The sequence below is a fragment of the Saccharopolyspora rosea genome (assembly GCF_025643595.1).
In the GTDB taxonomy this organism is placed as follows: Bacteria; Actinomycetota; Actinomycetes; order Mycobacteriales; family Pseudonocardiaceae; genus Saccharopolyspora; species Saccharopolyspora rosea.
Genome location: NZ_CP102826.1, coordinates 2,809,825 through 2,828,192, shown reverse-complemented (window position 1 = coordinate 2,828,192; position 18,368 = coordinate 2,809,825). Strand labels below are relative to the sequence as shown.

The following is an 18,368-nucleotide window of genomic DNA, read 5'->3' as shown; positions in this document are numbered from 1 at the left end:
TCGACCCGAATCCCGAGGAGGTCGGAACATGCGTCGGAATGCCCCCTCGCCCCAGGTTCCCCGCTTCGATCCGCGCGGTTGGCGCCGCGCGTCCCGATGCGGTCCCAACGGGGGTAACTGCGTCGAAATCAACCTGACCTGCGACGGCGTCGCAGGGGTCCGGGACAGCAAGCGCGCCACCGGCGACGTCGCGCTGGCCGTGCCGACGCGCCGCTGGAACGACTTCATCGCGCTCGTCCGCACCGGTCGGCTCGACCTCGCCTGATCGTCCGACAGGAATATTCCACTCGGTTGGGTGACCGGGGTCCGGGCGCGTCGCCGTCCGGACCCGACGAGCTGACGCGACCTGATCTTTGCTCTACAGTGTTGCGGCGGACGGTCGAAGGCCGAGAGCACTGGCAGGGGAGCGGAGAGTCGGGTGCCCAGCACGGTGACATCGCGGCGCAGGCAACTGGGCAACGAGATCCGCCGCGCCAGGATCGCCGCGGGGATGACGCAGCAGGACGTCGCCGAGTTGCTCAGCTGCGGCCAGGGCAAGGTGAACAAGATCGAGTCCGGCGCGGTCGCGGTGAAGTCCAGCGACCTGCGGCGCATGCTCGACGCCTTCGAGGTGCCCGAGTCCGAAGCCGACGTGCTGCTGGACCTGGCCCGCTCCAGCGGCGGTCGGCGCAGCCAGTGGTCCGGGTACCGGTCGGCGGTGCCGCAGTGGTTCCGCACCTTCACCGACCTGGAACCCGCCGCCTCGGAAATCCTCAGCTACCACGGCGAACGCATTCCCGGACCGCTGCAGTCCGAGCACTACATGCTCACCCAGTTCACCGAGAACCGGGCGGCCGAGGTGACCTCGCTGATGCGCAACCGGCTGGACCGCAAGCAGGTCTTCGACCTGGAGCGGCCGCCCTACTACCGGTTCGTCCTCGGCGAGGGCGCCTTCCACCGGATGCCCGGTGGGGCGAACGCCTCGGTCGGCCTGGACCAGGTCGAGCACCTGCTCGACCTGGAACAGCGCTATTCCCGCCTGTTCGTGCACGTGCTGCCGTTCGGGGTGCGCCTGCCGTTCGTGCCCAACGACTTCACGATCATGCGCTTCTCCGACGGCACCAAGGACTTCGTGTTCGTCGAGCACGTCGCCGGCGGTCTCTACCTCGACGACGAGGACGACTTCGAGCTGTTCGTCGACGCGTGGGACCGGCTGCGCGGTGCCGCGCTGGAACGGCACGAGACCGTCGACTTCCTCAAGCGGTGGGAGGAGCGCTTCCAGGCCGAGCTGATGCCACCGTCCTAATAGGACACCACCGGGACGGGGATCTCGAAGTGCACGGCGGGGCTGTGCCCCGGATCGGCGCGGCCGTCGTGGATCTGCTTGGCGACGCTGCGCCAGAAGGGTTCGGCGCCTTCCACCGAGGCGTTGGTGTGCAGGTAGATCGACTCGTAGCCCGGGGTGACCGCGACGAAGTCGCACGCCAGCTCGACGAGTGCGCGGGCCAGCCCGTTGCGGCGGTGCTCCGGGCGGACGTAGACGCGGAAGATCTGCGCGGTGGTCCCGGAGGGGTAGCGCTCGGCCAGCCACCGCGGGTGCGGCGGGCTCTGCGGCCCCTCGGCCCGCACCGCCGCGGTACCGACGACCTCGTCGCCGCGCGCGGCGACGAACAGCGCCTGGCGCGGGTGGTCGAAGTAGGCGCGGTCCATGTCGATGACGTCGCCGTGCCAGCGGGGCACGTAGCCGTGCCCGAACACCCGGTAGAACGTGTCGAGGATGACCGAGCGCGCCCCGTCGGCATCGGCGCGCCCGGCGATCCGGACGGTGTAGCGACCGACGGAGCGGTCAGGCAGGTGGGCCAACTGCTTCCTCCTTCTGACGGTGTTTCCCGAGTTCATTGAAAATGATGCGCAACTAGCTCGCCGGGTGGATCTCGACGCCGCCCCGCGCCGCGGTGACGAGCGCGCGGGACGCCGGGTGGCGGGGCGCGGTGAGGACTTCCTCCGCGCTGCCCCGCTCCACGACCCGGCCCTCGTCGACGATGAGCACGTCACCACCCAGGTCCGCGGCGACCGCGAGGTCGTGGGTGATGACGACCAGCGCGCACCCGGTGTCGCGCCGCACGTCGTCGAGCACGCGCAGCAGCGCCGCCCGGCTGACGGTGTCCAACCCCGAGGTGATCTCGTCGCAGATCAGCACCTCGGGGTGCGCCAGCACGGCGCGCACCAGCGCGGCGCGCCGCAACTCGCCGCCGGACAGCGAACCCGGCGGCCGCGCCGCGACCCGCTCCGGCACGCCGAGCCGGGCGAGCGCGGCCAGCGCCTCGTCGCGAGCGGCCGCGCGGTCCAGTCCGCGCAGCCGCTGCGCGGTGCGCGCGACCTGGTCGACCACCGGGTTGAACTCGCCGAACGACGCGCGGGCGTCCTGGAACACGTACTGGATCCGGGCCAGCTGCCGCCGGGAACGGCGGCGCAGCCCGGGTGGCAGCGGGTCGCCGCCCAGCAGCACCTCGCCGGTGCGCAACGGGTGCAGGCCGGCGATGCAGCGGGCCAGGGTCGTCTTGCCGCTGCCGGACCGGCCCACCACGACCGCCACTCCACCGGCCGGGATCTCCCACGAGACGTCGCGCACCACGTCCACCCGGCGGTGGCCCGCCGTCAGGTCCCGCACCGCGACGACCGCCGAGTCCGATGTGGACAACGCGGTGCGCGGCAGCGGCCGGGACTCCACGAGCCGGCGGGTGTGCTCGTGCCGGGGCGCGTCGAGGACCTGGTCGGTGCTGCCCTGTTCGACGAGCGCGCCGCCGTGCAGCACCGCGACCCGGTCGGCGACCGCGCGGACGAGTTCCAGGTCGTGGGTCAGCAGCAGCACCGCGACGCCCTGGTCCCGCACGTGGCGCAGCTCCTCGGCGATCTCCTGCCGGGTGATGACGTCCTGGCCCGTGGTGGGTTCGTCGGCCACCACGACGTGCGGCCGGGAGACGAGCGCGTGCGCGAGCACGACGCGCTGCTGCTGCCCGCCGGAGAGCTGGTGCGGGAAGCGGCGCAGCAACCGCTCCGGGAACCGCGCGCGGCGCGCGGCGTCGAGGGCGCGGCCGCGCGCCGCGGCGCGGGTGCCGACGTGCTGCCGGGCCAGTTCGCGCAGCACCGAGCCGACGCGGCGCACCGGGTTCAGCGCCGCCGAGGGGTGCTGCGGGACGTGGCCGACCGCCCCGGCTGGCGGGGGATGCCCGACGGCGACCGGGTTCCCGGCGACGCGCAGGTCCCCGGTGACCACCGCGCCCGCGGGGTGCTCGCCGAGCAGGGCCAGCCCGGTCGTGGTCTTGCCGCTGCCCGACGCGCCGACCAGCGCGAGCACCTGCCCGGCGGGCAGGGAGAACGACACGTCGGCGACGAGCTCGCGGTCGCCGAGGCGCACGGTCAGGTTCCGGACGTCGACGGCGTTCATCGCGCCACCCCCGCCCGGTCGTGCAGCCAGCGGTCGAAGGCGAGGTTGACGCCGATCGAGAGCATGACCACCAGCACGGCCGGGACCACCACCGCCCACGGTTGCAGGAACAGCCCGGTCCGGTTGCGGTCCACCATGGCCGCCCAGTCGCTGGCGCCCGGGGCGATGCCCACGCCGAGGAAGCTCGCCGAGGCGACCAGGTAGATCGCGCCGGTGAACCGGGTGCCGAGGTCGGCGGCCAGCGTGCGCAGCATCGCGGGCGCCACGTACGTGAGTCCGATGTGGACTCCGCTCTCCCCCTGCAACCGCATCGCCTCCACGGCGGGCCGGGCCGACAACGACAGCGCCGCGGCGCGGCAGATCCGCACGACGTCGGGGAGGTTGACCAGCGCGACGACGCCGACCAGGACCCGGACGTCGGGCGCGATCGAGGCGAGCAGCAGCAGGAGCAGCATCGACGGGATCGCCAGCACGACGTCCAACGGGCGCATGACCACCTCGTCCAGCACCCGGTTGCGGGTCATGCCCGCCAGCAGGCCCCACGGCACCGCGGCGAGGTAGGTCAGCGCCGTGGCCGACACGGCGGTGACCACCAGCGAACGACCGCCGAGCAGCACCTCGTTCCACACGTCCCGTCCCACGAAGTCGGTGCCGAACGGGTGCCCCGCGCCGGTGCTGAAGGCGACGTCCTTGCCGGTGCCGTCCGCGGCGAACAACGGGCCGACCAGGGCCAGCAGCACCGGGACGCCGACGAGCACCGCGGACACCGCGTACCTGGCCAGCGGGTGCCGGGTCATCGGCCCACCTCCGAGGCCGGGGCCAGCAGCCGGGCCGCGATGTCGGCGATCAGGTTGACCAGCACCGTGGTGGCGGCGAACAGCACCGACAGCCCCTGCACCAGCGGCAGATCGCGCGCCGAGACCGCGTCGACCAGGGTGGTCCCCAGCCCCGGGACGACGAAGATCGCCTCCACCACGATCACCCCGCCCAGCAGCCAGTCCGCGGTGCGCGCGAGTTGCTGCACCGCGGGTGCGAGGGCGCTGGGCAGCGCGTGCGCGAACCGGACGCGTCCCGGTGGGAGCCCGGCCCGGCGGGCGTGCCGGACGTAGTCGGAGGCCAGCGCGTCGATCATCCCGGCCCGCACCAGCCGGCTCAGCGAGCAGACCGGCCGCAGCAGCAGCACGACCACCGGCAGCACGAGCACCTCCGGCCGCGCCAGCAGCGAGCCCGAACCGACGGCGGTGGGCGGGAACCAGCCGAGCTGCACCGCGAACACGGTCACCACCAGCACGCCCACCGCGAACTCCGGCGCCGAGTACAGCCCGAGCGTGCTGCTGGTGACGAACCGGTCGAGGCGGCCGCCCTCCCGGCTCGCCGACAGCACGCCCAGTCCCACCGACGCGGGCACCAGCAGCAGCACCGCGAGGGCCGCCAGCAGCGCCGTGGGACCGGCGGCCGAGGCGATGATGTCGGCCACCGGGCGCGGCGCCACCAGCGACCGGCCGAAGTCGCCGTGCAGCGCGCCGAGCAGCCATTCGCCGAACCGCTCCCACGCGGGTCGCTGCAGACCGAGCCGCTGCCGCAGCGCGGCGATGACCGCCGGGTCCGGGTTGTCCCCGGCGATGGTCACCGCCGCGTCCCCGGGCAGGGCTTCGGTGAGCACGAACACCAGGGACAGCACCAGCACGATCTGCACCGCGCCGAGCAGCAGGCGGCGTGCGACGTAACGCGGCAGGCTCACCCCAACCACACCTCGTCGAACCGCGCCCAGTCCAGGGTGTTCGCCGGCGCCCGGTCGTCGACGCCGCCGACGTTGGGCGCCGAGGCGACCACGAAGTCCGACACGCCCCACCACAGGAATCCGCCCTCCCGGTAGAGCTGTTCCTGCAACCGGAAGTACAGCCGTTCCCGGACCGCTTCGTCCTGCGTGGACTGGAGTTCGCGGAACACCGCGTCGAAGTCCGGGCGGCGCCAGTGCGAGGCGTTGGTCGTCGAGGTGGACAGCAACCGCTGCGACAGGTGCGACTCCAGCGGCATCCCGCCCGAGCGGTAACTGGCGAGCACGCCGTGCTCGGAGATGTCCGACCAGTAGGTGTCCTTGTCGCCGAGCCGGACGTTGAGGTGGATGCCCACCTGCCGGGCCTGGTCGGAGATGGCCAGCGCGGCTTCCTTGAGCCCCGGCGAGCTGTCCGAGGTGTCCAGGTCGACGGTCAGGCCCTCGGCACCGGCCTGCCGGATCAGCGCTCGGGCCCGGTCCAGGTCGCGGGTGCGTTGCGGCAACGCGTCGGCGTAGTAGCGGAATCCCTTGCCGTACAGGTCGTTCGCGACCTCACCCGTGCCCTGCAGCACCGAGCGGACCAGTTCCTCGCGGTCGACGAGGTGGAACAGCGCCTGGCGCAGTTCGGGCCGGTCGAACGGCGGGCGGTCCACCTTCATGACCAGTCCGTGGAAGTTGCTCAGCGGCAGCCGGTGGACGCGCAGCCGGTCGCCGTCGGCGTAGGTGCGGGCGGTGGTGGCGGTCAGGTCGTGGGCGTAGTCGACCTGCCCGCCCAGCAGCGCGTTCACCCGGGCCGCCTCGTCGTTGGTGACGACGATCTCCAGCTCGTCGAGGTGCGGCGCGCCGTCCCAGTGGTCGGGGTTGCGGGCGGCCAGGAACGAGCGTCCCGGTTCGAAGGAGACGAACCGGAACGGGCCGGAACCGACCGGCCGGGTGAAGTCCGCGGTGCCCTCGGGGACGATGTAGGCGCCCAGCGTGGCCATCGCGTTCGGGAAGTCGGCGTACGGCCACCGCAACCGGAACTCGACGGTGCGGTCGTCGACCGCGCGGCTGCCCGCCAGGTCGATCGCGGACAGGCTGGACCTGGCGCGGCGGCTGCTGCCGGGTTCCAGGATGCGCGCGTAGCTGAACAGCACGTCGTCGGCACGCACCGGACGGCCGTCGTGGAACGCGGCCTGCCGCAGGGTGATCCGCCAGGTCGTCAGCTCGCGGTCGGGTTCCCAGCGCTCGGCCAGCCGGGGCCGCGGGGACATGTCCGAGCCGTAGTCGGCGAGTTTGTCGAAAAGCGCCTTGGCGCGCGCGATCTCCGCGTACAGGTCGGTGGTGTGCGGGTCGAGGACCTCCTCGGCGCCGCCGCCGGCGAACGCGGCGCGCAGCCGTCCGCCGGGACGCGGCCGCCCCGCGTCCGCGCCGCCGCCCCGGGCGCAGCCGGGCAGCGCGGCGGCGGTGGCGGCCGTGGCGGTCAGTCCGAGGAAGCCGCGGCGGGACAGGCCGCGGTGGTGTTCGGGTCGCATTCTCGATCACTCCCCATCCGAGAGGTCGGGCGTCCGGGTTTCCGGGTCGCGGCGGCGGGCGAGCAGGTGCAGGCGGTCGCCGGACAACCGGTCGCCGGGCACCGCTCCCGGGTGCCACGGCGGTTCGGTGCGCGGCCCCGGTCCGTCGAACAGCGCCACGACGTCGAAGTGGTGCTGCTCGGCGATGCGGCGGAGTTCCTGCGGGAACAGCAGCCGCCACGCCGACTCCTGCACCAGCGGTTCGTCCCGGCCGGGCCAGTCCCAGCGGCGTTCGCGGCGCAGCAGCTGCGCGGCGTGGTCGATCCACAGCCGGGTCCGGGACCGGTAGGCAACGCCCTCCCAGCTGACGGTGCGCTCCTGCACCCCGTCGAGGAGTTCGGTGTTGCCGAGGAAGAACGCGCCGTTGCGCATCTCGGCGACGAGCAGACCGCCGGGGCGCAGGTGGGCGTGGCAGCGGGTCAGGAACGCGTCCAGCTCCGCGTTGCCGTGGCAGTACAGGAAAGCGCTGTCCAGGCAGGTGATGACGTCGAAGCGCCGGTCGAGCCGGAAGGTGCGCATGTCGGCGAGGACGAACTCCGCTGCCGGGCAGTGCGTGCGCGCGTGGCGGACCATCTCCGGCGAGGTGTCCAGCCCGGTGACGCGGTAGCCCCGCGCGGTCCACCAGCGCGCGTCGCGGCCCGTGCCGCAGCCGATGTCGAGCAGGTCCCGGCCACCGCCGCAGCGGTCCACCAGCTCGTGGACGAAGCGCGGTGCCAGCGCGTCGGGGTCGGGGAAGCGCTGTTCGTACAGCGCCGGGTTGTCGGTCAGGAAGTTGTTGCCGTGCAAGAGGGATCTCCCGTGGTCGATGGTCGCGGACCGACGCCTCCGGACCGCCGCAGCGCGTGCACGCCGAGCGCCGACGACAGTCCGATGAGGACGCACAGCGCGGCGGGCAGCCAGGGCCAGCGGTGCGCCGCGACGTCGCTGACCCAGCCGATCGCCGCGTTGCCCGCCGCCACGGCCACCCCGGAGACGAGGTAGAACACCCCGAAGTACGTCCCGGACAGCCCGTCGGGGCCGTAGGACGAGATCAGCTCGTAGACGAACGGCTGGGCGATCATCAGCCCCAGCGCGAGCAGCGCCGTGGTGATCAGCACCGGCACCATCCGCACCACCGCCTCCGGCCCGGTCGGCGGCGCGTCGGGCACGACGGCGGCGGCCACCGCCAGCACCGCGAACGCCAGTCCCGCCAGCACCAGCCCGAGCGCGATCGAGCGCCCGCGCGACCACCGGTGTTGCAGCCGCCGGGTCATCCGCACCTGGAGCGCCAGACTGGCCGCCGTGGACACCAGGAAGATCGCCGCGACGCCCGACGAGGAGCCGGTGAAGCGCTCGGCGTGCATGGGCAGCACCAGGTAGAGCTGGTTCTGCAGGGCGAACAGGCCGGTCAGCGCGGCGGTGAAGGCCAGGAAGCGCCGGTCGGTGAGCACCGTGCGCCAGTCGGCGAACACCGTGGTCTCCGGCCGGGGCACCCGCCGCACCGGCAGGACCGCGATCTGGGCCGCGGTCAGCAGCGCGAAGACGACCGCGGCGGCGACCGCGGACATCCGGAAGCCCACCGCGAGCAGCGCGCTGCCCAGCAGCGGTCCCACCAGCGCTCCGGTGTTGGCGAACACGTTGAACAGCGAGAACGCCTCCGCCCGCCGGTCGGCGGCCTCCTGGGCGAGGTAGGCGCGCACCGCCGGGTTGAACAGCGCGCCCGCCAGACCGCTGAGCACCGAGGCGAGCAGCAGCACCGGCAGACCGGTGCCGACGGCGAACAGTCCGAACCCGACGGTGCGCAACGCGCACCCGGCGATGATGACGCCGCGCGCGCCGAGCCGGTCGGCGGCGGTGCCGCCGAGCAGGAACAGGCCCTGCTGGCAGAGGTTGCGCACCCCGAGGACCACGCCGACCACCGCCGCCGACAGGCCGAGGTCGTGGCCGAGGTACCCGGACAGGTACGGGATCAGCAGGTAGAACCCGGTGTTCACGCCGAGCTGGTTGACCAGCAGCACCTGCACGGCCACCGGGAAACCGCGGATGAGCCGCCAGGTGCTCACGTCGGCCGCACCCCGAGTCCCGGATCGCCGCTGAGCCGCAGCACGCCGTCGGCGCCGCCGATGCCGGTCCACGGGTCGTGCGCCAGCAGCAGGTGCCCGTCGAGGTCGACCCAGCGGGCGAAGCCGGCCAGGTGCACGGCCGGGGCGATGCCCAGCGAGCTGGCCACCAGGCAGCCCAGCATCACGTCGAGGCCGCGTTCCCGCGCGGTGTCGATGATCTCCCGGGCGGCGCGGATCCCGCCGCACTTGGGCAGTTTGACGTTGACGCCGTGCACCCGGTCGCCGAGGGCGCGCACGTCGGAGGCGGTGGCGGCGTCCTCGTCGGCGATCACCGGGACCGGCGAGCGGGCGGCGACCTCGGCGAGGGCGTCCGGGTCGCCGGGCCGGGTGGGCTGTTCCACCGCTTCGACGTCGGAGGCGGCCATCGCCGCCAGCATCCGGACGGCCTGGTCGGGTTCCCAGGCGCCGTTGGGGTCCAGCAGCAGGCGGGCGTGCGGCGCGGCCTCCCGCACCGCGGCGACGCGGTCGGGTTCGCCGTCGGATCCGTCTACTTTGACCTTGAGGACGGTGAAGCCCCGCGCGGCCAGTTCCCGCGCCGCCCGCCGGGTCCGTTCCGGCGTGGTGATGCCGATCGTGCGGGCGGTGGGGACCGGTCGCCACGGCGCGGTGGCCAGCAGCGCGTGCACTCCGACGCCGCGCAGCTTGGCGACCAGGTCGTGCAGCGCCGCGTCGACGGCGGCCCGCACGCCGGGATCGGCGGGTGTCGCGGGCAGGTCCAGAACCGGTTCGCGGTGCTGCGCGAGGAGATCCCGGACTTCGGTGAGCGCCGCGTCGATGCGGGCCAGGTCGAGTCCGTAGTAGACGCTCGTGACCACCTCGCCGTACCCGACGACGCCGTCGTGCTCGACGGCCACCGTGACCACGTCGCGTTCGGACATCACCGAGCGGGAGATGCGGAACGGTTCGAGCAGGCGCAGCTTTCCGGTGTGCCAGCGGAGTTTCACGCGGGGACCTCCCACGCCGCCAGCGGGTCCGCGACCGCGGTGCACCGCGCCCACCCGTCGACCTCGACCGCGCCCGGGTGCGCGATCTCGACGGGCCGGGTGGCCACGGGCCGGTCCAGCAGGCCCCGGCTGCGGCAGTAGTCGTCGTCGAAGATGGTGCCGAGGTAGCGGTGCGGGCCGTCGGGGAACACCGTCACCACGCGGGCGCCCGGGCGGACCCGCGCCGCCCACGCCGAGACCAGGGCCACTGCCCCGGTGCTCCACCCACCGGTGACGAACGCACCGCCGGCCAACGTGCGGCAGGCGTGCACGGCTTCGGCCGGACCGACCCAGTGCACCTCGGCGAATTCGCCGTAGCCCACGTTGCGCGGGTAGATGCTGCTGCCCAGTCCCCGCATGATCCGCGGCCGGGCGGGCTGGCCGAAGATCGTGGAGCCCACCGTGTCGACCCCGATGAGCCGCACGTGCGGCCAGCGGCGGCGGACGGCCCGGATCGTGCCCGCGCTGTGCCCGCCGGATCCGACGCTGCACACCAGCACGTCGACGCCGTCGGCCTGCCGCACGATCTCCTCGCCCAGCGACTCGTACCCCGCCGGGTTGTCCGGGTTGTTGTACTGGTCCGGCCAGTAGGCGTCGGGTAGTTCCCGGCACAGCCGGTGCACCCGCTCCAGGCGGGCCTGCTGCCAGCCACCGGTGGGGTGCGGGCGGTGGACCACCTCGACGCGCGCCCCGTGCGCGCGCAGCAGCGCCCGCATGGTCGGTTCCAGCTCGCCGTCCACGACCAGGACGACGGGGTGGCCGAGCGCCTGACCGGCGAAGGCCAGTCCGATGCCGAGGGTGCCGCTGGTGGACTCCACCACCGGGCACCCCGGCCGCAGTTGCCCGCGCGCCCGCGCGCCGAGCAGCATCGACACCGCCGCCCGGGCCTTCATGCCACCGGCGCCGAGGCATTCCAGCTTCGCCCGGAAACCCGGGTGCGGCACCGGCAGCGGGACGGTGATGCGGGCCAGCGGGGTGTCGCGCATCAGCGCCAGCAGGTCGTGGTCGGTCACCGCCGCTCACCCGCCCGGTACCGGTAGATCGTGCTCTGCCCGCCGTCCAGCCAGAAGAACGGGTACGGCTCGGCCGAGACGGCCGTGACGCCGGAGTCGAGGAAGCACGGCAGCACCGCGCTCGCGGTCTGGGCGAAGAGCACGAACGGTTTGCCGGTGGCGCGGACGTGGTCGAGCAGCGCGGCGAACGTGCCGTTGCCGAGCACCATCCCGGACGCCAGCACCGCGTCGCAGTCGTCCAGCGCGCCGGCCGCGTCGGTGCGGATCTCCTCGTCCCACTCGGTCCGCCCGCCCTTGCGGTCGCAGGCGACGTAGCCGATCCCGCGCGTTCTGAGGTGGTGCAGCAGGGAGTTCACCACGCCGACGACCAGCACCCGGCCCGGCTCGGGCGGCAGCAGATCGACGACCGCCGCAGCGCGGCGCAGCGACTTGTCCAGCGTGCTGCCCCGGTCGAGGACCACCGCTTCGGCGTGGTCCCGGTGGGGACGCAGCCACTGGAGGTAGGCGTCGAGCGCGGCGACCCGCACGGCCTCGCTCGGGTGGTCCAGCAGCCGCCGCGCGGGCGTGCCGAGGCAGTCGAAGATCACGTCTTCGGTCAGCTCGCCCGGTTCGACCGAGCAGGAGCCCACCGCGTCCTCGATGCGGAGGCTGAGCACGTGGTTGCGGTAGGAGCGGTCCCGGGAGGCGTGGCGGACCGCCTGCTGGGTCAGGAATCCCAGGCCGACCGGGGTGTCCAGCCGGTCCCCGAGCGGGCCGGTGCGCACCCCGCGGACCACGTCGTCGAGGCAGCGCGGGGTCATGCCGCCACCTCCGCGGCGTCGTAGCGCACGTCGAGCCCGGCGATGAGCGACTCGGCGCGCCCGCGCGCCGCGCCCGGCTCGGCGCTGGTCGTCATGACGTGCCCCAGGTACTGGTTGTTGCTGGTCAGCGCGGCGGTGCGGCGCCCGGCCGGTTTGACCGTCCACTCGACGACGTCGGGGTGGCGGTCCAGTTCGTCCGCGCCGCGCACCTCGCGGATCACACCCGCCCGCTCGGGCAGCAGGAAGGCCACGGCGGCGCTGGCGGCACCGGTGTCCACCGGTGCCAGCTCGGGTTCCTCGCCGAGCGCGACCTGCGCGGCCACCGCGGCCAGGTCGATGCCGGTGACCCGCCGCACGAGTTCGGTGATCCGGTTGCCCGCCGGGCGCGGGTTGACCTCGACCAGGCGCGGTCCGTCCGGGGTGATCTTGATCTCGGTGTGGGCGACCACGTTGTCCAGTCCCAGCGCCTCGACGGCGGCGACGGCCGCACCGGCGACCTCCGCCCGCACGGCCGGGTCCAGGTCGGCGGGGAACATGTGGCCGTTCTCCACGAAACGCGGCGCCCCGGTGACGCTCTTGTCCGTCACCCCGACCACCGTCGTGCGGCCGCGGGCGGTCACCGTCTCCACGCTCACCTCGGGCCCGGTGAGCAGTTCTTCCAGCAGCACCAGGGGATCGCGTCGTTGGCCGCGCGCGTTGACCGGGAATTCCAGCAGTGCGCGGTGGGCTTCGCGCAACTGCTCCGGATCGTCCACTCTGGACACGAACATCCCGGCGCACAGGTCGACCGGTTTGAGCACGAGCGGGTACCCGAGTGCTTCGGCGGCCTCCTGGAGCCCGGTCGTGGTGTCGGCGAGGGCGAACGCGGGCCCCGGCAGGCCCGCCTCGCGCAGCGCGCGGCGGGTGCGGTCCTTGGAGCACGCGCGGCGCACGGAATCCGGTGGCGCACCGGGAAGTCCGAGCCGCTCGGCGACGGACGCGACGGCGGGGAGGTAGTAGTCGCAGGAGGTCAGCACTCCGTCGAAGCCGAGCACCGGTTGCAGCCGCGCCAGGTGCTCCACCAGCCCGTCGACGTCGTTGGTCTCGGCGGTGAGCACGTTGTCCGCGCCGAGCAGCGGATGCGTCCCGGCCACCGGGGACGAGCGCAGGTAGTGGTGCAGGTCGCGGGTGACGAAGCTGAACCGGTGGCCGGTCTCCCGGATTCCTCGCGGCAGCAACGAACTCATCGCCCCGACCCAGCTCTCCACCAGCAAGAGGTGACCCACGCGTACTCCCTTCAGCGGTTGTGGCACCAGCGGAATAAATGATAATCATTTTCAAGAAATCGGGGCAAACCCCCTGCTCTCCCCACCGGAAGCGACCGATCGTGACCACCCCGCTGCGCCTCGTCCTGTCCGCCGCCCTGCTGCTGCCCCTCCTCGGCGTGAGTCCGACCGCCGCCGGAACCGCGCGCTTCCACCCCTGCCCGGACGTCGGCCCCGACGTCGAATGCACCGAGATCCAGGTCCCGCTCGACTACTCCGATCCGTTCGGCCCGCACCTCCAGCTGGCGATCTCCCGCGTCCGCGCCACCGGAACCCCGGCGGAACACCGGGGAACCCTCGTGGTCAACCCGGGCGGGCCCGGCGGCTCGGGACTGGCCTACGCGGCGACCAAGCGCGCGAAGATGCCCGAGTCCGTGCGGCGCTCCTACGACGTCGTCGGGTTCGACCCGCGCGGCGTCGGCCGCAGCTCCCCCGTCGACTGCGGTCCGCTCGGCGGACTCTTCGCCCACCCCGGCCCGGATCCGCTCCACGACCCCGCACGGCTGCCCCGGCTGCGCGCCATGGCGTCCGACTGCCGGCGGCACGCCGGAGCGCTGTTCGCGCACGTCGGCACCACCGACGCGGTGCGCGACCTGGACCGGGTCCGCCGCGCCCTCGGCGAACCCCGGCTCGACTTCCTCGGCGTGTCCTACGGCAGCTACCTCGGCGCCGCCTACGCCGCGCAGTTCCCCGGGCAGGTGGGCCGGATGGTGCTCGACAGCGTGGTCAGCCCGGACCGCTGGCACGACTTCGACGTCCAGCAGGCCGTCGCCATGCTCGACCAGCGCGAGGTGCTGTTCGGCTGGATCGCCGAGCACCCCTCCCTCGGCCTCGGGTCGACGCCCGCGGCCGTGCGCGAGCACTACGAGCGGGCCCGCGCGGCGCTCGCCGAACACCCCGCGCGCGGCACGTTCGGCCCGCGCGAGTTCGACCACCTCGTCTACCGCGCGCTGTCCCGCACCGAGCGCTGGGAACCGTTCGCCCGCGCCCTCGCCGACTACGCCACCCGCGGCGACGCGGCCGGCCTGGCACCGGAACTACCGGAGACCGACGTGCCGGCCCGCAACTACGAGGCCGCGCTGCGCACCGTCAAGTGCGCCGACAGCCCGCGCCCGAGCCCCGCCGAGGTCGTCGACTCGGTGCGCGCGCTGCGCGCCCGCGACCCGCTGCCGATCCTCACCGGCCTGGAGGCCGCGGGGTGCGCGTTCTGGCCGCCGCCGCGCGAGCCCGCCCGGCTCGGCTCCCGGGCGATGCCGCCGGTGCTGCTCGTCCAGGCCGACCACGACCCCACCACCCCGTACGAGGGCGCCCGGCGCATGCAGCGCCGCCTGCCCGGCTCGCGGATGGTGACGCTGCTGGACGGCTACTCCCACGGCGTGTTCGCCAGCCAGCGCAACCGGTGCGCGGACGACGCCGTCGCCGCCTACCTGCTCCGCGGCGCGCTGCCCGCGCACGACCTGGCCTGCCCCGGCCCGGGCCTGCCGCCCGGCTGAACCCGCGACCGACCGGACCAGCAAGTGTGGGTCCACCGAATGGGTAATCTCGGATCGACGAGGTTGAGAAAACTGGACCGGTGGATCCAGAATCGAAGCCGTCAGGACTACGAGGCGGGTTCTCATCCGGCGCGGAAGGAGGTGGCACCGGTCGTTCGTTCTCCCTCCTGCTGACGGTGTGGCGGCCGGAGGGCCGCCACACCGACCCGACTGCGGAGGACGTTCGGCACGTGTCGCCGCCGGGACACCGGGAAAGGAGTGTGGTGGCGATGACGATGACGCTGGACCCGTTCTTCCGCGATCTGAACCGGCTGGCCACCGAGGTCCTGGGCACGGCCCGAGCTCCGCAGACCATGGCGATGGACGCCTACCGGTCCGGGGACCACTACGTGGTCGAGTTCGACCTGCCCGGCATCGACCCGGGCTCCCTGGAAGTCAGCGCGGAGAACAACACCCTGACCGTGCGGGCCCAGCGACCCGACCGGCCGCACGGCGACTCCGAGGTCAGCTACCTGACCGCGGAACGCCCGCGGGGCACGTTCTCCCGGCAGCTGTCCCTGGGCAACGGCCTGGACCTGGACAACATCAGCGCCGACTACACCGACGGCGTGCTGACGGTGACCCTGCCGGTGGCGGAGCAGGCCAAGCCGCGCCGCATCGAGGTCGGCCGCGGCGGCGGCCGCAAGGTCATCGAGAGCGCCTCGGAGTGAGCGGGCCGCACGCGCACCGGGGCCCGGACGGCGGTCGGCCGTCCGGGCCCCGGCACGACCGAAAGAGCACCACCGGATGACCGAACCCACGCCGCGCGGCCGCGTCCCGGCCGCGTTCGACGACGCCGACTACCCCGCCTACACCATGGGCCGAGCCGCCGAGATGCTCGGCGTCACCCCGGATTTCCTGCGCAGCCTGGACTCCACCGGACTGCTCGCACCCGATCGTTCCGCGGGCGGGCACCGCCGCTACAGCCGAGCCGAGCTGGCCTTGGCGGCCCGGGTGCGCGAACTGCTCGACCAGGGCCATACCGTGCTCACCGCCACCTGCCGCGTCGCCGAACTCGAACGCGAGCTGCACGACGCCCGGCAGCGCATCTCCGAGCTGGAGTCGCACCGACGCGGGTGACCAGCACCGACCACCGCGCTCGGCGGGACGCCGCGGTGTGGTCGGGATCTCATCGCCGTTGCGAGATCGGGAAAAGGCGAGTTCACCGGCAGCGACCGCGCGGCGGCGCTTTGGGACGGGCCTTGTCATCGGGCGGCGAGCCGGTAGCCTCCGGAGTACCGGTGGTTCGTCCGCGTGCGGTGTCGCGGCGGACGAGGCAAGAGGGAACCCGGTGCGAATCCGGGACTGCCCCGCAGCGGTGAGCGGGAACGAACGCCGCCACCGGTCCTCTGTGGACCGGTAACAGCACTGGACGCGAGTCCGGGAAGCGGCGGCCAGTAGGCCACCCGGCCCCACGGCCGGACACGCCCGCGAGTCCGAAGACCTGCCACCGGGGCGCGCACCGCCGGTGCGCGCTGGTCCGAGGTCTCGCGGGAGGACCTGGCCGAGCCGCGGCACGCTTGTGCCGCCACTCGTCCTGCCCGTCGGACCTCGACCACGACGCTGTCGAGCTCGCGAGGTGAGGGCATTGACGATCGGATCGACCGTACTCGGCTACCCGCGCATCGGGCCGAAGCGGGAGCTCAAACGCGCGCTGGAGCGGTACTGGGCCGGACGCTGCGGCGAGGACGAACTGCGCGGGACCGCCCGGCAGCTGCGCCGGGACACCTGGACCGCGCTGCGCGACGCGGGGCTGGATTCGGTGCCGGGCAACACCTTCTCGTACTACGACCAGGTGCTGGACGCGGCCGTCACGTTCGGCGCGGTGCCGCGCCGCCACGCCGCACTGGGCCTCGGCCCGCTGGACACCTACTTCGCCATGGCGCGCGGTGTGGAGTCCGCGCCGCCGCTGGAGATGACGAAGTGGTTCGACACCAACTACCACTACCTGGTCCCGGAGATCGGCCCGCAGACCCGGTTCACGCTGACCGACCGCACACCGGTCGAGCAGTACCGGGAGGCCGAGTCGCTGGGCGTGCGCACCCGCCCGGTGCTCGTCGGCCCGCTGACGTTCCTGCTGCTGTCCAAACCGGACGCCACCGCGCCGGGATCGTTCCGGCCGCTGGACAAGCTCGACGAACTCCTCGACGCCTACGCCGAGCTGCTGGGCGAGCTGCACGACGCGGGTGCGGAATGGGTCCAGCTGGACGAACCCGCGTTCGCGGCCGACCGGACGCCGCAGGAGCTGGCGGCGCTGCGCGACGCCTACCGGCAGCTGGGCGAGCTGTCCCGGCGGCCGAAGCTGCTCGTCGCCGGGTACTTCGGCGACCTCGGCGAGGCGCTGGGCGTGCTGGCGTCCTCGCCGATCGAGGGGCTGGCCGTGGACCTCGTCGCAGGATCGTCCACAGTGGATGACCTGTCGGGGGTGCGGGGACTGCGGGACAAGACGCTCGTGGCGGGTCTCGTCGACGGGCGCAACGTGTGGCGCACCGACCTCGACGCCGCGCTGTCGACCGGCGCGACGCTGCTGGGCATGGCCGCCGAGGTCGCGGTGGGCACCTCGTGCTCGCTGCTGCACGTGCCCTACGACGTCGAGGCCGAGCCCGACCTGGACCCGCAGGTGAAGTCGTGGCTGGCGTTCGCCGCGCAGAAGGTGCGCGAAGTCGTCGTCCTCGGCAGGGCGCTGCGCGAGGGGCGCGACGCCGTCGCCGACGAGCTGGCCGGGGCCCGCGCCGCGATCGCCGACCGCGCCGGCGCCGACCGCATCCGCAACGGCCGGGTGCGCAGCCGGCTGGACTCGCTGCGGCCGGAGCACGCGCGGCGCGGTGCCTACGACGACCGCCGGGTCGCGCAGCAGAAGTCGCTGGGGCTGCCCCCGCTGCCCACGACGACCATCGGTTCGTTCCCGCAGACCACCGACGTGCGCAAGGCCCGCGCCGCGCTGCGGTCGGGGACCATCGACCGGGCCTCCTACAAGCAGCGGATGCGCGACGAGATCGACCGCGTCATCGCGCTGCAGGAGGAGATCGGCCTGGACGTCCTGGTGCACGGCGAACCCGAGCGCAACGACATGGTGCAGTACTTCGCCGAGCACCTCGACGGATTCGCCAGCACGGAGCACGGCTGGGTGCAGTCCTACGGCTCGCGGTGCGTGCGGCCGCCGATCCTGTACGGCGACGTGGTGCGGCCGCAGCCGATGACCGTGGAGTGGGCCGAATACGCCCAGCGGCAGACCCGGCGGCCCGTCAAGGGAATGCTCACCGGCCCGGTGACGATCCTGGCCTGGTCGTTCGTCCGCGACGACCAACCGCTGGCCGAAACCGCCCGCCAGGTGGCGCTGGCCATCCGCGACGAGGTGCACGACCTGGAGTCGGCCGGCATCCGCGTCGTCCAGGTCGACGAACCCGCGCTGCGCGAACTGCTACCGCTGCGCGCCGCCGAGCACCCCGCCTACCTGGACTGGGCGGTCGAATCGTTCCGGCTGGCCACCTCCGGGGTCGCCGACTCCACGCAGATCCACACCCACCTGTGCTATTCGGAGTTCGGCGACGTCATCGACGCGATCGTGGCGCTGGACGCCGACGTCACCAGCATCGAGGCGGCCCGCTCGCGGATGGAAGTGCTCGACGACCTCAACGCCGTCGGTTTCGGCCGCGGCGTCGGCCCCGGGGTCTACGACATCCACTCGCCGCGAGTGCCCGAAGTGGACGAAGTCGTCGACCTGCTGCGCGCGGCGCTGGAAGCCGTGCCCGCGCGGCGGTTGTGGGTCAACCCCGACTGCGGGTTGAAGACGCGCGGCTACGCCGAGGTGGAAGCCGCGTTGCGGAACGTGATCAGCGCGACCCGGCAGGTCCGTGCGTCGTTGAGCTGATCGCGC

The 18,368-nt window shown here is 73.4% G+C and carries 17 protein-coding genes and 1 riboswitch; of the genes, 6 read left to right on the top strand and 11 right to left on the bottom strand.

Annotated elements, in window-relative coordinates; all coding sequences use genetic code 11:
• The first annotated feature begins 28 nt into the window (after positions 1-28).
• Entirely contained in the window at positions 29-265 is a 237-nt protein-coding gene (locus tag NV263_RS13115; RefSeq protein WP_263253363.1) for a DUF397 domain-containing protein, read from the top strand.
• A 153-nt stretch (positions 266-418) separates the two neighbouring features.
• Entirely contained in the window at positions 419-1,285 is an 867-nt protein-coding gene (locus NV263_RS13110; RefSeq protein ID WP_263253361.1) for a helix-turn-helix domain-containing protein, read from the top strand.
• Here the strand turns inward: NV263_RS13110 and NV263_RS13105 are convergent.
• The 11 genes from NV263_RS13105 to NV263_RS13055 are packed head-to-tail and all read right to left on the bottom strand — an operon-like array spanning position 1,282 to position 12,920.
• Positions 1,282-1,842 (bottom strand): GNAT family N-acetyltransferase, encoded by a 561-nt coding sequence (locus NV263_RS13105; protein ID WP_263253360.1) that lies wholly within the window; start codon positions 1,840-1,842, stop codon positions 1,282-1,284. The genes NV263_RS13110 and NV263_RS13105 overlap by 4 nt on opposite strands.
• A gap of 52 nt (positions 1,843-1,894) precedes the next feature.
• Positions 1,895-3,427, bottom strand: a complete 1,533-nt coding sequence (locus NV263_RS13100) for an ABC transporter ATP-binding protein (protein WP_263253358.1) — start codon at positions 3,425-3,427, stop codon at positions 1,895-1,897.
• A complete protein-coding gene (locus NV263_RS13095) occupies positions 3,424-4,224 on the bottom strand; it encodes an ABC transporter permease (RefSeq protein WP_263253356.1) in 801 nt (266 codons plus the stop codon). The genes NV263_RS13100 and NV263_RS13095 overlap by 4 nt, the downstream gene beginning before the upstream one ends.
• Positions 4,221-5,168, bottom strand: a complete 948-nt coding sequence (locus NV263_RS13090) for an ABC transporter permease (protein WP_263253354.1) — start codon at positions 5,166-5,168, stop codon at positions 4,221-4,223. The genes NV263_RS13095 and NV263_RS13090 overlap by 4 nt, the downstream gene beginning before the upstream one ends.
• Entirely contained in the window at positions 5,165-6,718 is a 1,554-nt protein-coding gene (locus NV263_RS13085) for an ABC transporter substrate-binding protein (protein WP_263253353.1), read from the bottom strand. Before NV263_RS13085 ends, NV263_RS13090 begins: the two co-directional genes overlap by 4 nt.
• 6 nt (positions 6,719-6,724) lie before the next feature.
• Positions 6,725-7,543, bottom strand: a complete 819-nt coding sequence (locus tag NV263_RS13080) for a class I SAM-dependent methyltransferase (protein WP_263253351.1) — start codon at positions 7,541-7,543, stop codon at positions 6,725-6,727.
• Complete coding sequence (locus NV263_RS13075) at positions 7,522-8,799, bottom strand: MFS transporter (protein ID WP_263253349.1); 1,278 nt, start codon at positions 8,797-8,799, stop codon at positions 7,522-7,524. The genes NV263_RS13080 and NV263_RS13075 overlap by 22 nt, the downstream gene beginning before the upstream one ends.
• Complete coding sequence (locus NV263_RS13070; RefSeq protein ID WP_263253347.1) at positions 8,796-9,803, bottom strand: dipeptide epimerase; 1,008 nt, start codon at positions 9,801-9,803, stop codon at positions 8,796-8,798. The genes NV263_RS13075 and NV263_RS13070 overlap by 4 nt, the downstream gene beginning before the upstream one ends.
• On the bottom strand, positions 9,800-10,855 hold the full coding sequence (locus NV263_RS13065) for a PLP-dependent cysteine synthase family protein (RefSeq protein WP_317630422.1): 1,056 nt from the start codon (positions 10,853-10,855) through the stop codon (positions 9,800-9,802). The genes NV263_RS13070 and NV263_RS13065 overlap by 4 nt, the downstream gene beginning before the upstream one ends.
• The gene (locus NV263_RS13060) at positions 10,852-11,655 is read right to left on the bottom strand and encodes a Rossmann-like domain-containing protein (RefSeq protein ID WP_263253345.1); all 804 of its coding nucleotides are present in this window, start codon (positions 11,653-11,655) and stop codon (positions 10,852-10,854) included. The genes NV263_RS13065 and NV263_RS13060 overlap by 4 nt, the downstream gene beginning before the upstream one ends.
• Positions 11,652-12,920 (bottom strand): ATP-grasp domain-containing protein, encoded by a 1,269-nt coding sequence (locus tag NV263_RS13055; protein ID WP_263253343.1) that lies wholly within the window; start codon positions 12,918-12,920, stop codon positions 11,652-11,654. Before NV263_RS13055 ends, NV263_RS13060 begins: the two co-directional genes overlap by 4 nt.
• A gap of 101 nt (positions 12,921-13,021) precedes the next feature.
• Between NV263_RS13055 and NV263_RS13050 the strand changes: the two genes are divergently transcribed.
• The 4 genes from NV263_RS13050 (at position 13,022) to metE (ending at position 18,362) form a co-directional block, all read left to right on the top strand.
• Positions 13,022-14,452 carry an alpha/beta hydrolase gene (locus NV263_RS13050; protein WP_263253342.1) on the top strand — a complete coding sequence of 477 codons (1,431 nt, stop codon included), beginning with the start codon at positions 13,022-13,024 and terminating at the stop codon, positions 14,450-14,452.
• 269 nt (positions 14,453-14,721) lie between these two features.
• Entirely contained in the window at positions 14,722-15,162 is a 441-nt protein-coding gene (locus tag NV263_RS13045) for an Hsp20/alpha crystallin family protein (protein ID WP_263253341.1), read from the top strand.
• A 76-nt stretch (positions 15,163-15,238) separates the two neighbouring features.
• The gene (locus NV263_RS13040; RefSeq protein WP_263253340.1) at positions 15,239-15,571 is read left to right on the top strand and encodes a helix-turn-helix domain-containing protein; all 333 of its coding nucleotides are present in this window, start codon (positions 15,239-15,241) and stop codon (positions 15,569-15,571) included.
• Between the two features lie 145 nt (positions 15,572-15,716).
• A riboswitch (cobalamin riboswitch) is annotated at positions 15,717-15,957 on the top strand.
• A 122-nt stretch (positions 15,958-16,079) separates the two neighbouring features.
• The gene (gene metE, locus NV263_RS13035) at positions 16,080-18,362 is read left to right on the top strand and encodes a 5-methyltetrahydropteroyltriglutamate--homocysteine S-methyltransferase (protein ID WP_263253339.1); all 2,283 of its coding nucleotides are present in this window, start codon (positions 16,080-16,082) and stop codon (positions 18,360-18,362) included.
• The last annotated feature ends 6 nt before the right edge of the window (positions 18,363-18,368 follow it).

Coding starts and splice junctions, on each gene's coding strand:
- NV263_RS13115 (WP_263253363.1), top strand. CDS start 29: ATGCGTCGGAATGCCCCCTCGCCCCAGGTTCCCCGCTTCGATCCGCGC.
- NV263_RS13100 (WP_263253358.1), bottom strand. CDS start 3,427: ATGAACGCCGTCGACGTCCGGAACCTGACCGTGCGCCTCGGCGACCGC.
- NV263_RS13095 (WP_263253356.1), bottom strand. CDS start 4,224: ATGACCCGGCACCCGCTGGCCAGGTACGCGGTGTCCGCGGTGCTCGTC.
- NV263_RS13085 (WP_263253353.1), bottom strand. CDS start 6,718: ATGCGACCCGAACACCACCGCGGCCTGTCCCGCCGCGGCTTCCTCGGA.
- NV263_RS13060 (WP_263253345.1), bottom strand. CDS start 11,655: ATGACCCCGCGCTGCCTCGACGACGTGGTCCGCGGGGTGCGCACCGGC.
- NV263_RS13045 (WP_263253341.1), top strand. CDS start 14,722: ATGACGATGACGCTGGACCCGTTCTTCCGCGATCTGAACCGGCTGGCC.
- NV263_RS13040 (WP_263253340.1), top strand. CDS start 15,239: ATGACCGAACCCACGCCGCGCGGCCGCGTCCCGGCCGCGTTCGACGAC.